Annotated in this window: 13 protein-coding genes; 6 read left to right on the top strand and 7 right to left on the bottom strand. The window is 70.4% G+C overall.

Translation table 11 applies throughout. From position 1 onward, the window contains the following. Nucleotides 1–223: 223 nt before the first annotated feature. Both HR086_RS14845 and HR086_RS14840 read right to left on the bottom strand, forming a co-directional pair. The gene (locus HR086_RS14845; RefSeq protein ID WP_141647622.1) at nt 224–634 is read right to left on the bottom strand and encodes an SET domain-containing protein-lysine N-methyltransferase; all 411 of its coding nucleotides are present in this window, start codon (nt 632–634) and stop codon (nt 224–226) included. Nucleotides 635–736: 102 nt separating this feature from the next. Further along, on the bottom strand, nt 737–1348 hold the full coding sequence (locus tag HR086_RS14840; protein WP_174453070.1) for a TetR/AcrR family transcriptional regulator: 612 nt from the start codon (nt 1346–1348) through the stop codon (nt 737–739). Nucleotides 1349–1509: 161 nt separating this feature from the next. Between HR086_RS14840 and HR086_RS14835 the strand changes: the two genes are divergently transcribed. After that, on the top strand, nt 1510–2259 hold the full coding sequence (locus tag HR086_RS14835; protein ID WP_174453069.1) for an SDR family NAD(P)-dependent oxidoreductase: 750 nt from the start codon (nt 1510–1512) through the stop codon (nt 2257–2259). Between the two features lie 74 nt (nt 2260–2333). Here HR086_RS14835 and HR086_RS14830 read toward each other — a convergent pair whose 3' ends face one another. Then, nucleotides 2334–3638 (bottom strand): thymidine phosphorylase, encoded by a 1305-nt coding sequence (locus tag HR086_RS14830; protein ID WP_141647625.1) that lies wholly within the window; start codon nt 3636–3638, stop codon nt 2334–2336. Nucleotides 3639–3716: 78 nt separating this feature from the next. On the opposite strand from HR086_RS14830, the gene HR086_RS14825 reads away from it, so the two are divergent. The 5 genes from HR086_RS14825 to HR086_RS14805 all read left to right on the top strand — a co-directional run bounded on the left by HR086_RS14825 (nt 3717) and on the right by HR086_RS14805 (nt 10069). After that, the gene (locus HR086_RS14825; RefSeq protein WP_174465948.1) at nt 3717–4910 is read left to right on the top strand and encodes a BMP family protein; all 1194 of its coding nucleotides are present in this window, start codon (nt 3717–3719) and stop codon (nt 4908–4910) included. 53 nt (nt 4911–4963) lie between these two features. Next, nucleotides 4964–6505 carry an ABC transporter ATP-binding protein gene (locus tag HR086_RS14820; protein ID WP_174465947.1) on the top strand — a complete coding sequence of 514 codons (1542 nt, stop codon included), beginning with the start codon at nt 4964–4966 and terminating at the stop codon, nt 6503–6505. Continuing rightward, on the top strand, nt 6498–7643 hold the full coding sequence (locus tag HR086_RS14815) for an ABC transporter permease (RefSeq protein ID WP_174453066.1): 1146 nt from the start codon (nt 6498–6500) through the stop codon (nt 7641–7643). Before HR086_RS14820 ends, HR086_RS14815 begins: the two co-directional genes overlap by 8 nt. Further along, on the top strand, nt 7636–8565 hold the full coding sequence (locus HR086_RS14810) for an ABC transporter permease (RefSeq protein WP_174453065.1): 930 nt from the start codon (nt 7636–7638) through the stop codon (nt 8563–8565). The genes HR086_RS14815 and HR086_RS14810 overlap by 8 nt, the downstream gene beginning before the upstream one ends. Nucleotides 8566–8986: 421 nt before the next feature. Further along, complete coding sequence (locus tag HR086_RS14805; RefSeq protein WP_254614272.1) at nt 8987–10069, top strand: sensor histidine kinase; 1083 nt, start codon at nt 8987–8989, stop codon at nt 10067–10069. 19 nt (nt 10070–10088) lie between these two features. On the opposite strand, the gene HR086_RS14800 is transcribed toward HR086_RS14805, so the two are convergent. From HR086_RS14800 to deoC, 4 genes are all read right to left on the bottom strand, one after another. Beyond that, nucleotides 10089–10730, bottom strand: a complete 642-nt coding sequence (locus tag HR086_RS14800) for a hypothetical protein (RefSeq protein WP_174453063.1) — start codon at nt 10728–10730, stop codon at nt 10089–10091. 77 nt (nt 10731–10807) lie between these two features. Further along, nucleotides 10808–12535 (bottom strand): phospho-sugar mutase, encoded by a 1728-nt coding sequence (locus HR086_RS14795; protein WP_141647632.1) that lies wholly within the window; start codon nt 12533–12535, stop codon nt 10808–10810. Between the two features lie 68 nt (nt 12536–12603). Beyond that, complete coding sequence (locus HR086_RS14790; RefSeq protein WP_141647633.1) at nt 12604–12996, bottom strand: TraR/DksA C4-type zinc finger protein; 393 nt, start codon at nt 12994–12996, stop codon at nt 12604–12606. 15 nt (nt 12997–13011) lie between these two features. Further along, entirely contained in the window at nt 13012–13845 is an 834-nt protein-coding gene (deoC, locus tag HR086_RS14785) for a deoxyribose-phosphate aldolase (protein ID WP_174465946.1), read from the bottom strand. Nucleotides 13846–14016: the final 171 nt, after the last annotated feature.

Raw genomic sequence — 14016 nt, 5'->3', positions numbered from 1 at the left:
GGTCCCCCGGCGAACGGCCACGGCCGCCTGCGTCACGTGTCCATGAAGCACCATCCGCCACCCATCATACGCTTGCCCACCCGCCAGGGAGGCGCCGAATTTCATCCCCCACGTGGGTTCCCCCAGGAATGTCCTGTACCAGGAGTGCCCCCTCTTTGCGCCCTGCGTCGAACCCGGCGGCCCCCAGGGCCCGCTCAAGGCCCCCGGAACGCACCCCGAGGGCTCAAGGGGGGACATCCTCGTTCCGGGTGTCCCACCACTCCTCGCCGTAACTGATGAAGATCTGCTCGCCGGGGTGGATGTCCCTCAGGGCGTAGAAGGTGAAGATGTCGCGGTCCACCGCGCGGTAGTACGCGGCGGTGGGCTCCTTGGCATGGTTGTAGAGCATGCCGTAGCCCAGCACGAGGGCGACCCAGTCCCCCGCGGGCTGCTGTTCGCGCTCGCCCCAGCGAATCTGGAAGACGTAGTCGTCGAGTGGCGGATGCCGTGTGTGCTTCTGCAGCATCTTGAGGTAGCGACACTCCTCGATGAGTTCGCCCGCCTTGATGAACTCATCGGTGAAGACGCCGAAGCCCCACTCGCAGGGCCGGACCTTCACTCCTGGATGGAGATACAGCGCTTCGCCCGTGTTCATGCGTCCCTGCCGCCGTTGGGGCCAGAAAGATGCCGCGTTCCGGGGCCGACGTGAAGGACCGAGCGAAGCCTCCTCGACCACCGGAGGGGACGGCGAACTTCCTCAGGCGGGCGGCCACGCGAGCAGGGAGGTCCGGGCCACGCGCCGCAGGTCCTCGCGACTGGCTCCCGTGGCGGCCTGGACGGCCATGCCCTGCGAGACGGTGGTGAAGTAGCGCGCCAGGTCCGCGCAGTCGACGTGCGCCGGAACGTCCCCCTCGCGCTGCCCCTGCTCGATTCGCTCGCGAAGGGCCTGCTCTCCCGCCGCGCGCCTCGCCGCCAGCTCCCCCTGGATGGGGGCGGCATCCGCGCCGCTCACCAGCGCGCCCTGCACGGTGATGCAGCCCTTGGGCTCCCGGGGCAGCGTCTGCGCGTCCGCCAGCCCGAGCAGCAGGTGCTCGACGGCGGCGCGGGCCGTGGGCCTCGCGAACGCGTCCCGATAGAGGACCAGATGGCGCTCGACGTAGCGGTCCAACGCCTTGCGGAACAGCGACTCCTTGTTGCCGAACGCCGCGTACAGGCTGGGCCGGTTGATGGCCAGATGCTCCGTCAGGTCCGACAGCGAGGTGCCCTCGTACCCCTGCCGCCAGAACAGGCGCAGCGCACGGTCCAACGCCTCATCCACGTCGAAACCCCGGGGACGCCCCACCTGGGCGGCTGCCGTCTTCGGTTTCATACCGTTCGATACTAATCCCCTTGACGGCTCCGGGCCAGGACTCTACATCTATACCAATCGGTACACATCCCGCGCCCGGGCGCGTGTGGAACCGCGCGAAGCGCGCCTGGGTGTGTCCAATTCAGTACCGATAAGTACACAACCTGGAAGGAATGACGAACATGGCCAAGAAGCTCGCAGGCAAGGTGGCGCTGGTGACGGGGGGTTCTCGGGGGATTGGCGCGGCGACGGCGCGGGCGCTCGCGCAAGAAGGGGCGGATGTAGCCATCAGCTACGTCGCCTCGGCGGAGAAGGCCCAAGCGCTCGTGAGGGAGTTGGAGTCCCAAGGCGTCCGGGCGGCGGCCTTCCAGTCCGACCAGGGGGTACCGGCGGAGGCAGCGAAGCTGGTCCAGGCGGTTACGCAGCGCTTCGGTCGGCTGGACATCCTCGTGAACAACGCGGGAGTGGCCACGCCAGGAGCGGTCGACAGCCCGGAAAGCGATGCGGTGGCGTTCGAGCGACAGCAGAACATCAACGTCCACGGGGTCATCGCGGCCATCCGCGAGGCGGTCAAGGTGATGGGCCAGGGCGGGCGCATCATCACCGTGGGCTCCAGCATCACCGGGCGCGTGGGCATGGCCGGCATGGCGGACTACACGGCGACGAAGGCGGCGGTGGTCGGCTACACCAAGGGCGTGGCGAGAGACCTGGGCCCCAAGGGCATCACCGTCAACGTGGTGCAGCCGGGCTTCACGGACACGGACATGTCCTCCGGCCTGGAGCCGATGAAGCCCGCCATCAACGCGGCCATCGCCCTGGGCCGCTTCGGCCGCCCCGAGGAGGTCGCCGACAGCATCGTGTTCCTCGCGGGCCCGGGTGCCACGTACATCACGGGCACCGTGCTCAACGTCGACGGCGGCCACGGCGCGTAGGCGCACGGGCCATCACCGTCACGAGGGGCCAGGCACCGGACCCCGAGCCGCGCGGGCTCGAGGTCCGAGCCGCCCTACTCCACCCGCTCGCGCACCAGCGGACGGGGGGCGGGGGCGGCATCGCCGAAGTGGTAGGCCGCCAGCAGACGGGCCTTCACGCCCTCCACCGGAGCTTCGTCGTTGTAGTGAACGCGGACCACGGGCTCGCCCTTCACCACGGCCTCGCCCGTCTTCTTCAAGAGGGTGAAGCCCACGGCGGGGTCTATCTTGCTGTCCACCCGCTGACGGCCCGCGCCGAGCGCCACGCCCGCGAGGCCCACGCCCTCCGTGTCGATGCCCGTCACATACCCTCCACGGGGCGCCACCACGTCCACCGTGGAGCGCGCCTGGGGCAGGAGCGAGTAGTCGTCGATGGAGCGCGGGTCTCCGCCCTGCGACAGGACGATTTCCTTCAGCTTGCGCAGCGCGCTGCCATCCGCCACGGACTTGCGCAGCTTCTCGCGCGCCTCGTCCACGGTGGCGGCCTTCTTGCCGAGCACCAGCATCTCCGCCGTCAGCGCGTAGGTGATTTCGGTGTAGTCGTCCGGGGCCTCGCCACGGAGCATGTCCACCGCCTCCATCACCTCCAGGGCGTTGCCGACCTTGCGCCCGAGCGGCTGGTCCATGTCCGTCAGCAGCGCGACGACCTTGCGCCCCATCTCCGCGCCCAGGCCAATCATCGTCCGGGCCAGCGTGCGGGCATCCTCGTCGCGCTTCATGAACGCGCCGCTGCCGACCTTGACGTCCAGCACCAGCGCGTCGATGCCCTCCGCCAGCTTCTTGCTCATGATGGAGGACGCAATCAGCGGGATGCAGTCCACCGTCGCCGTCACATCACGCAGCGCGTAGAGCTTCTTGTCCGCGGGCGCCACCTGCGCCGTCTGGCCAATCAGGCAGCAGCCCACCTCGCGCACCAGCCGGCGGTACTCGGACGTCGACAGATTCACGTTGAAGCCGGGGATGGACTCCAGCTTGTCCAGCGTCCCGCCCGTGTGGCCCAGGCCCCGGCCCGAAATCATGGGCACCGGCACCCCGCACGCCGCCGCCAGGGGCGCCAGGCTGAGCGACACCTTGTCCCCCACTCCGCCCGTCGAATGCTTGTCCACCTTCACGGCCGGGGTGTCGGACAGGTCCAACACCTCGCCCGACTCCAGCATGGCGCGCGCCCAGGCGCCCAGCTCTCGGGAGTCCAGCCCCCGGAAGAAGACGGCCATGCACATGGCCGCCATCTGATAGTCCGCCACCGTTCCCGCCGTATACGCCTGGATGAACGCGCGGATGTCAGCCGGCTCCAGCCGGCCCCCATCCCGCTTCGACTTGATGAGCTCGTAGGGTTGCACGGGGACTGCCCATACCAGGAACCCGGGCCCCCATGCACTTCCGCGAAAGGCGCCTCCGCATCTGGTAGATAGCCAGCCATGACGCTTCGCCTTCAGGTCCTCGCCCTCACGGCGCTCCTCTGCGCCTGTTCCAAGCAGAAGGAAGAGACGCCCCCCTCCGGCGCTTCGGCCCCCACCTCCGCTCAGCAGGAGGCGAAGAAGCCGCTTCCCGTGGGCCTCGTCATCGACGTGGGCGGCCGGGGTGACCACTCGTTCAACGACGCCGCCCTGCGCGGCCTGGAGCTGTGGGCCGCCGGCAAGCGCTACGAGGGCGGCAAGTACGTGGACGCCACGCCCGACGACGTGCGCAAGTCCCTGCCCGGCCACCTGGCCTCCATCGCGTCCACCCTCCAGCCCCTGCCCATCCAGCCCGTCGTCCTCCAGAGCAAGGCCCAGGAGGACTACGTCCCCAACCTCCAGCTGCTCGTGGACCGGGGCGCCCAGCTCACCATCGGCAACGGCTACCTGCTGGCCAACGCCGTGCGCAGCTCCGCCCAGGAGAACCCCCAGGCCCGCTTCCTGCTCATCGACAGCCAGGTGCTGGATGCCCAGGGCAAGACGCTGCGGCTGCCTAACGTGCGCACCGTCCTCTTCAAGGAGCACGAGGGCAGCTTCCTCGTCGGCGCGCTGGCGGGGCTGGTGACGAAGACGAACAAGGTGGGCTTCGTGGGCGGCATCGAGGTGCCCCTCATCCAGCGCTTCGAGGTCGGCTATCGCGCCGGCGTGAAGACGACGAAGCCCGAGGCGGCCCAGACCCTGATGTCCGTCTACACCGGCAGCTTCAACGACATGGCCGCGGGCAAGCAGGTGGCGCAGGACCTCATCGCCAAGGGCGCGGACGTCATCTTCCACGCGGCGGGCTCGGACGGCATCGGCGTCATCCAGGCGGTGAAGGAGGCGCGCGCGGCCGGCAAGAGCGTGTACGCCATCGGCGTGGACTCGGACCAGTCGCACGTGGCGCCGGAGGCCATCCTGACCTCCATGCTGAAGCACACGGACCTGGTCGTGTACCAGGCCGCCAAGGACCTGGTGGACGGCAAGTTCACCGCCACCGAGCAGGTGCTGGGGCTCAAGGAAAACGGCGTGGCCATGGCCGAGGTCCGGGTGGACTTCCCGGGCAAGGCGGAGGCGCTCCAGAAGGTGGAGGCGCTGCGCCAGCGCGTCGTCTCCGGACAGCTCCAGGTGCCTTCCGTCCCGGCGGACCTCGCCACCTTCCAGGCCGCCGCGCCCTGATTTCCCTTCGACATATCCAGAAGCGCTTCGGCGCCGTCACGGCGCTGGATGACGTGTCCCTCGATATCGGCGCGGGCGAGCTGCTCGCGGTGGTGGGAGAGAACGGCGCGGGCAAGTCCAGCCTGATGAACGTCCTCTATGGGCTCTACCATCCGGACTCGGGCGAGGTGTCCGTGGACGGCAGGTCCGTGCGCCTCAAGAGCCCTCGGGACGCGATTGCCCTGGGTATCGGCATGGTGCACCAGCACTTCATGCTCGTGCCCACGCTGACGGTGGCGGAGAACGTGGTGCTCGGCCGCGAGCCCACCCGCCGGGGGCTGTTCGACTGGGAGCGCGCCGTCAGGGAGGTCGCCGCCACCTGCGAGCGCTTCGGCTTCGTGTTGGACCCGCGCGCCCGCGTGGACACGCTCACGGTGGGCTCGCAGCAGAAGGTGGAAATCGTCAAGGCGCTGCACCGGGGCGCCCAGGTGCTCATCCTCGACGAGCCCACCGCCGTCCTCACCCCCCAGGAAGCCGACGAACTGGCCCGCGTCATGCGCGGCCTCGTCGCGCAGGGGCGCACCGTGGTGCTCATCAGCCACAAGCTGAAGGAAGTGCTCGGAGTGGCGGACCGCATCGCCGTCATGCGGCGCGGCCGACTGGTGGCGGAGGTGAGGCCCTCGGAGACCTCGGCGACGGCCCTGGCCGCCCTCATGGTGGGAGAGAGCCAGCGCGCCGTGACGGGCCACGCGGCCTCGGGTGAGAAGCTCCCCAGCGACGCCCTGATGGAAGCGGTGGGGCTCCCGGTGCGAGGGGACGACGGAAGGCCCGCGCCAGGCGGCGGTGAGAAGCCCGGCGACGTCCTGCTGGAGGCAACGGGACTCCAGGCACGAGGCGACAACGGGTGCCCCGCGCTGCGCGGCGTGGACATGACGGTGCGCGAGGGAGAAATCGTCGGCATCGCCGGCGTGGACGGCAACGGACAACGCGAGCTGGCCGAAGTGCTCACCGGCCTGCGTCCACTGACCGCGGGTGGCGGCACGCTGCTCGGAGGAGCGCTGACGGGGCTCACGCCCGCCCAGGCGCGAGCGCGCGGCGTGGGCCATGTGCCCGAGGACCGGCTGCGCCGCGCGGTGGTGAAGGCCCTCAGCGTGGAGGAGAACATCGCCCTGGGGCGCCACACGGGGCCGCCCTTCGCGCGGGGCCTGTGGATTGATTTCGCCGGACGCCGCGAGCGGGCCCAGACGCTCCTGGCCGCGTACGACGTGCGCCCGCCCGAGCCGACCCTGCCCCTGCAGGCCCTGTCGGGCGGCAACCAGCAGAAGGTCGTCGTGGCGCGGGAGCTGGATGCCCGGCCGCGCCTGCTCGTGGTGGTGCAGCCCACGCGAGGCCTGGACATCGGCGCGGTGGCGCAGGTGCATGCGCGGCTGCGCGAGGCGCGGGCCCAGGGGACGGGAGTGGTGCTGGTGTCACTGGACCTGGAAGAAGTGCTGGCCCTGGCGGACCGCGTCTATGTGCTCTTCGAGGGCCGCGTGACGGGCCAGTTCACCCGGGCCGAGTACGACGAGCGGGAGATGGGACGTCGCATGCTGGGAGCGGAGCAGGCCCATGGGTGAGCGGACACGGCAGGCCCTGCCCTCGGTGCTGTCGGTGCTGTTGTCGCTGGTGGTGTGCTGGCAGCTCATCGCCCTCACCCGGGACACGGACGGCACGGCGGTCGCGACGGCGGCCTATCTCGAGATGCTCTGGGGCGGCATTGGCGACTGGCCCCGGTTCCTCGAGGGCGCCGCCGTCACCGTCCTCACCCGGCCCCTGGGCGAAGCGGCGATGAAGGCGGCGCTGCTCACCCTCACCGGCCTGTCCGTGGCGGTGGCCTTCAAGGTGGGCCTGTTCAACATCGGCGCGCAGGGACAGATGCTGCTCGGAGCGCTCGCGGCCGCGGTGGTCGGCGCGCACGTGGCCCTGCCCGGCGTCCTGCACATCCCGGCCGCGCTCCTCGGCGCGGCGGTGGCCGGGGCCGCCTGGGCGGGGATTGCCGGCGCGCTCAAGCTGTACCGCGGCGTGCACGAGGTCATCTCCACCATCATGCTCAACTGGGTGGCGGTGCGGCTGGTGGACAACTGGCTCGTCGTCGGGCCGTTGCGCGGCGTGGCCGAGGCCGGCGCCTCCATCTCCGGCACGGCGGAGATCCACCCCACCTCGCAGCTTCCACGACTGCTGGGTGACAGCTCCCGCCTCAACCTGGGCTTCATCCTCGCCGTCGTGGCGGCGGTGACGGTCTGGGCGTGGCTTGCGCGCACCCGCTCCGGCTTCGAGACGCGCGCGGTGGGCCTGGGTGACGAGGCGGCGCGGGCCGCGGGCATCCCCGTGGCGCGGCGCGCGGGGCTCGCCATGGCGCTGGCCGGAGCACTGGCGGGACTCGCTGGCGCGGTGCTCGTGCTGGGCACCGAGGGCCGCTATCCGGGCACGCTGGGCGCGCCCTACGGCTTCGACGGCATCGCCATCGCCCTCATCGGCAACAACCATCCGCTGGGCGTGGGCGCAGCGGCCCTCTTCTTCGGTGTTCTGCGAGCGGGTGGCACGCGCATGCAACTGCTCGATGTGCACAAGAGCTTCCCCGAGCTCATCCAGGGCCTCGCGCTGCTCTTCGTGGCCGGACGCCTCATCTGGCTGGCGGCGCTGCGCCGTCGAAGCACCCCGACAGTCGCCACGGCCGCGCCGCCTGCTCCGGCCGCGCAGGTGCCCCATGCTTGAAATCATCCACCGGCTCCTGTTCGCCACGCTGGACGCGGCCCCCGCGCTCGTCTTCGCCGCCCTGGGCGCGGTGCTCTCCGAGCGCGCGGGCGTCGTCGCCGTGGGCGTGGAGGGGATGATGCGCGTGGGCGCCTTCTGCGCCGCGGTGGCAGCGCTCGTCATGCCCACGCCGCTGGCCGTGGGCGTGGGCATGCTCGCGGGCGCGACGCTGGCGGCGGTGCACGGCTACCTGTGCATCCGCTGGCGCTCGGACCAGGTGGTGTCCGGCATCGCCCTCAACCTCGTGGCCCTGGCGGGCGGCACCTTCCTGCTCGAGACGCACTTCGGGCCCAACGGGACGCCCCCCATCCAACAGCTCGCCCCCTGGAACTGGCCCGAGCTCGCCTCGGTGCCCGTGCTGGGCGCGCTCTCCGGCCACGCCGCGCCCACGTACCTGGCGCTGTTGTTGCCGCTGCTGCTCCAGGGGATGTTGACTCGCACGCCCCTGGGACTCCGCCTGCGCGCCGTGGGCGACAAGCCCCACGCGGTGGCCACCCTGGGACTTTCCGTTCCTGCTTTGAGGTGGGGCGCGGTGCTGGGCGGTGGACTGCTCGCGGGCCTGGGTGGCGCCGTGCTCTCCACCACCGTGCTGGACCGCTTCGAGCAGCACACGCCCGCGGGCCTGGGCTTCATGGCCCTGGCCGCCATGGTGTTCGGCCGCTGGACACCCCTGGGCGCCTTCTTCGCCGCGGCCTTCTTCGCCTTCGGCAACGCGCTGCGAATCGGCCTCGCCTCCAGCGCCCCGGGCCTCCTGGACGTCGTCCCCCAGGGCGTCCTGCTCGCGCTGCCCTACCTCCTCACCCTCCTGGTCCTCGCCTTCCAGGGCCAGCGCAACAGCACCCCTGCCTCACTCGGCGTCCCATACGAGCAGGAGTCCCGCTGAGGTCACCAAACCAGTGCGAGTCATTCCGTACCCGGGTATGGAATGATTCCTGGTCAGGAGTGACCCCCAGGTGTCTGGTGGCCAACGTCCTCTCCTTCGGATGATGGAGAAAGACGACACTCCAACCCCCTGCCGTTATTGGATGGAACTCCGGGTTTCTCCGGGATTGAGACACGGGGCGTCGGAAATCACGACGGCACGCGCCTCGCATAATGAGGTCAGGTCGGGCCGCGCCGGATTGGAATCAGGCCACCGGGGGGGAGGCTTCATCCAATCTGTCGCAAGGTCCGGAGGGACTCCTTGTGAAACCCGGGCCCGGTCGGTCCGGTCAACACGGCGGGGGTGGGTGATGCTGGATACGACGGGAACGACCGAGACGTACAGACCCCGCGTTTTGGCGGTGGACGTGGAGTCAGAAGGCATGGAGCGGCTGTGCTCCATCCTGGCCCCCGCGGGCTACGACGTCCTGCCAGCGCGTGGGAGCGGGGCCCGACAGGCCGCGGACCTGGTGCTGCTGGACGTGGAGCGTCCGGGGACGGATGGGCTGGCGGCGTACCGACGGCTCCAGGCGGAGCTGGGTGCGCTGTCTGTGCCGGTGCTGATGCTGACCCGCAGGGCGGACCGCCAGACGCGGCGACAGGTGCTGGAAGCCGGAGTGGATGATCTGCTGACCACGGAGCCGTTGGATCCGCTGGAGCTGAAGGTCCGCGTGCACACGCTGCTGGAGCTCAAGGCGCACCGCGACCGCGGTGGGCAGCGGGCCGAGGAGCTGTTGGATCCACGCACCCGCTGGGTGGAGATGGAGCGACTGGCGCGCGTGGGCACGCTGGCGGCGGATGTCGCGCAGAACCTGGGTCACATCGGCGAGGGCCTCCAGCGGGCGCTGGGACACGTGCGCGAGCGCGCGATGCAGGGCCTGCCGCCGGACGTGGAGGAGCTCAAGAAGCTGGGTGTCGCCGGCGAGCAGATGCGGCTGTACGGCCAGCACCTGCTCTCACTGGGCCCCACCAACCCCAAGGACATCCAGCGCTTCGACCTGCGGGAGCTGGTTCCCGGGGTGGTGGAGCGGGTGCGGGGCAACGGCCGTCTGGGCGCCGCCGAAGTGACGGTGGTGCTGCCGGAGGACCCCATCGCCGTCGTGTTCAACCGCCGCCAGCTGGAGCAGGTGCTGGTGGAGATCCTCGCCAACGCGGCGGAGGCCGTGGAAGACGTGATGGACCGGCCGCGTCGCATCCACGTGGGCGTGGAGCTGCCGGACATGTTCGGCGACTTCGGCCCGCGCCTGTTCGTGAAGGACACGGGCATCGGCATCTTCGAGGACGAGCTGCAGGCCGTCTTCGAGCCCTATTACACGACGAAGCCGCCGGAGAAGGGCGCCGGGCTGGGCCTCACCGTGGCGCGCGCCCTGGTGGAGTCCATGGGCGGCAAGCTGACGGTTCAGAGCCGCGTCAACCTGGGCAGCACCTTCACGGTGGAGCTGCCCGAGCAGACGTCCTCCTGGTAGGCCCGAACCGGCGCGTCGCCTAGAAGCGGTAGGCGATGCCGAAGAGGGCTTCCATGGCGAACTCGCTCTCATCCCAGTCGGGGATGAGCGAGGGGCCCATGCGCAGGTTGAAGGTGGCCGCCAGCCGGCTGTCGATGAAGTACTCCAGCCCGCCGCCCACCAGGATGGGGATGACGGGGCCGATGCCCTCCCCGAAGTAGACGTGGAAGGGCATGTCGATGCCCACGTTCACCATCAGCGCGCTGGACACGGGGATGCCCACGACGAAGGCCACCGGCAGCGCCAGGCCCACGTCCGTGTCGCCGTCGTCGAAGTAGAAGAGCGGCCCGGGCTGGAAGGTGAGCGCGAAGGAGACCTGGTTCGTCTTCGCCAGCTCCAGCCGCATCCACGCCTGCAGCTTGATGCCGGGCGAGGTGTGGCGCACCCAACCCTCGCGGCCCCAGTTGAAGCTGAACTTGCCGCCGATGTCGAAGCGCTCCGAGCTGCCGTGGAGCACGCCCAGCGTGAGGCCGGGCCAGCCAATCTGGCCAGAGAACGCCGTATTGCCCCGCCCCAGCGTGTCGGCGGCGAGCACGGACCAGCCCTGCCCCCGCGCCAGCGCGGTACCAGGAAGGGCCATCAGACAGCAGGCGAGGAGGACTCCAGGAACGAGGCGCTTCACACGAATCCTTTCGACGGGGGCCACGCGAGGCGCGGCCAGGGGGGAACCGAGGCGCGAGATGAGGTGTGAATCAAGACTCAGGTGGGTTGTCCACGCTCACGTGCGAGCGCGACAAAAGCGTCGATGAAGGAGGTCAACCGGGCCTCGGCGCGAGCACGAGCCTGGGCCAGGGGCTCCCCGGCACCCGGCGTCTCCTTGCGCTCGAAGTAGTACTTGATCTTCGGCTCGGTGCCGGAAGGACGCAGGGTGACACGGCCCCCGCCCTCCAGTTCCAGCGCGAGCACGTTGGACGGCGGCAGGCCATTCACGCCCCGCTGGTAGTCGAGCACGGCCCGCACGGCCTCCGTGCCGATGTGGGAGGGAGGCCGGGCACGGAAGGCGTCCATGATGCCGCGGATGACCTGCGCGCCCGCGGCGCCGGGCAGCGTGACGTTGCGCTGGGCACCGACGTAGAGGCCGTGCCGGCGCTGGATTTCCTCCAGGTAGCCGAGCACGGTGGTGCCGCGCGACTCGCACCACGCGGCCAGGTCCGCCATGACGAGCGCCGCGCCGACGCCGTCCTTGTCCCGCGTCACGGTGCCGGCGGTGTAGCCCAGCGCCTCCTCGTAGCCGAAGACGAACTGAGTGCCTTCGGCGTGCTCGCGTTCCAGCGCGCGGTTGGCGATCCACTTGAAGCCCGTGAGCACCTCGTCATACGCCGCGCCGAGCGAGCGGGCGATGTCCCCCAGCTGCGTCGACGAGACGATGGTGGTGACGACATGTGGCCGAGCGTGCTTCGTCCCCTGCGTCAAAAGGTAGTGGCCCAGCAGCACACCCACCTCGTTGCCGGTGAGCATGCGCAGCCCACCGTCCGCCTCGCGGGCCATGACGGCCAGCCGGTCCGCGTCCGGGTCATTGGCCAGCACCAGGTCGGCCTTCACGCGCTCGGCGGTGGCGCGAGACAGGTCCATGGCGCCGGGCTCCTCCGGGTTGGGGAAGCGCACCGTGGGGAAGCGGCCGTCGGGCATCTGCTGCTCGGCCACGGGCGTGAAGCGCGGGAAGCCCGCGTCGCGCAGGGCCCGCTCCGCCCAGACTCCGCCCACGCCGTGCATCGCCGTGTAGACGATGGACAGCGTGTCGGAGCCCTTCTTGTGCACGCGCAGCCCGAGGATGGCGCGCAGGTAGTCCTCGCCCAGAGAGTCCGGGATGTCGCGCCACAGGCCCTGCTCGCGCGCCTGGGCCACCGTCAGCAGGGGCACGCGGTTGGCGGGCTCCACCCGGGCAATGGCGGCGGCGATGCCCGTGTCGTGCGGCGGGATGATTTGAGCGCCGTTGCCCCAGTACACCTTGTAACCGTTGTACTCGGGTGGATTGTGGCTGGCCGTCACCATGATGGCGGCGGCGGCGTTGAGGTGGAGGCAGGCGTACGCGGTGAGCGGCGTGGGCACCGGCGGTGAGAAGACGTGGGCGGGGATGCCCTCGGCGGCGAGCACGGCGGCGGTGTCCTCCGCCAGCTCCGCGCTCAGCCTGCGCGCGTCACGGCCCACCACCACGCCCCGGGTGGCGGCGTCCGGCACATGCTCCTTGAGGTAGCGCGCCAGGCCCGCGGTGGTGCGGCGCACCACGGCGCGGTTCATCCGGTTGGGCCCGGCGCCCAGCACGCCACGCAGGCCCGCGGTGCCGAACTCCAGGTCTCCGGCGAAACGGTCCGCCAATTCAGTGAGGTCTCCCTGGGCGAGCAGCCGCGCCAGTTCGTCGGCGGTGGCGGGGTCGGGGTCCGCCAGGCGCCACGCCTCCGCCCGCTCTCTCAGTCCGGTGTCGTTCATGGAGCCTCGAAGCCTCGTACGGTCTGGGCGCGCGCGGAAGACAAGCCTCGCCGCGCCGGTGGAGTTTTTCAGCTGTAGTCGGTGAGCTTGCGACGCGTGGCGCGGCCCTTGGGGCCGTCCTTGCCGCCCTGGCACGTCACGCACAGCTCCGCGTAGGGCATGGCGCGCAGCCGCCCGAGCGGAATCTCATCCCCGCACTCCTCGCACTCACCGAAGGAGTCTGGCTCGTCGCGCAGCTTGCCCAGCGCCTTGAGCACGCGGGCCAGCACGCCGTCCATGTTCCGGTTCCGGTTGGAGGCGATGGCCTGCATCATTTCGTTGAGGGGCTGCTCGTCCTCGTCGCCGCCGATGCGCGCCTCATCGGTGCGGTTGGGCTCGATTCTCGAGGGCGTCTTTTCGGTCAGCTCGGCATGCAGCGCCAGCAGCAGCGCCTTGAGTTCGTCTCGCTGTTTCGCGTTCACGTCGGCTCCGCCGGGTCAGTACTTCGCGGTGGAAACCTGGCCGGTGACGATGGCCACCGACGCGGAAGCGCCCAGTCGGTTGGCGCCCGCGCGCAGCATGTTCATGGCGTCCTCGAACGAGCGGATGCCGCCGGACGCCTTGACGCCCACGTCCTCGCCCACCATGGCGCGCATCAGCGACACGTCCTCCACCGTCGCGCCGCCCGAATTGAAACCCGTGGACGTCTTCACGAAGGCGGCGCCCGCGGCCTTCGACAGCAGGCAGGCGAAGACCTTCTCTTCGTCCGACAGCAGCGCCGTCTCCAGGATGACCTTCACCGGCAACGGGCTGCTGGCCTTCACCACGGCGGCGATGTCCGTGAACACGAGCGTGTGGTCCTTCGCCTTGAGCGCGCCGATGTTGACCACCATGTCGATTTCGCGCGCCCCGGCTTCAATGGCCTCGCGCGCCTCGAACGCCTTGGCCGACGACAGCGCCGCGCCCAGCGGGAAGCCCACCACGGCGATGGGCACCGTGGAGGAGCCCGCGAGGATTCTGGCGACGGTGGCCACGTGCGAGCTGTTCACGCAGACCGTGGCGAAGCCGTGCTGACGCGCCTCCTCGGCCACCTTCACCACGTCCTCCTGGCGCGCCTCGGGCTTGAGCAGCGTGTGGTCGATGTACGGCGCCAGGTCCGAGGCGGACCGGATGGAGTCCGGGTCCACGCGCCCCGTGCCGTGGCGGGTGAAGGCGTCGGGAGCGGCGTCGGTGGGGGGGGCCTCCCGGGCGCCCGTCAACGCCTGAACGCGGCGGCGGGCCTGGTCGGCGATTTCCTCGACGTACTTGAAGAGGTCCTCGGAGTCGGACATGGCGGCCCCTTAGCCCACTTCGAGGTCCTCGGGAAGCGCGCGGGCGACCCGTGCGTTTCCTGCTCGCACCCGAGGTGCCGAGGGTGGGAACGTGGCGGTAGAGTCCGCACCGTGATGTCCCGTCTCCGGCTGTCCAGCTTCCTCGCCCTCCTGCTCGCCGCGCTTCCAGGC

Origin of the sequence: Myxococcus sp. CA039A (genome assembly GCF_013336645.1) — a bacterium.
Lineage (GTDB): Bacteria > Myxococcota > Myxococcia > Myxococcales > Myxococcaceae > Myxococcus > Myxococcus llanfairpwllgwyngyllgogerychwyrndrobwllllantysiliogogogochensis.
The sequence above is the reverse complement of the archived record's forward strand: the minus strand, read 5'-3'. Positions and strand labels throughout refer to the sequence as shown.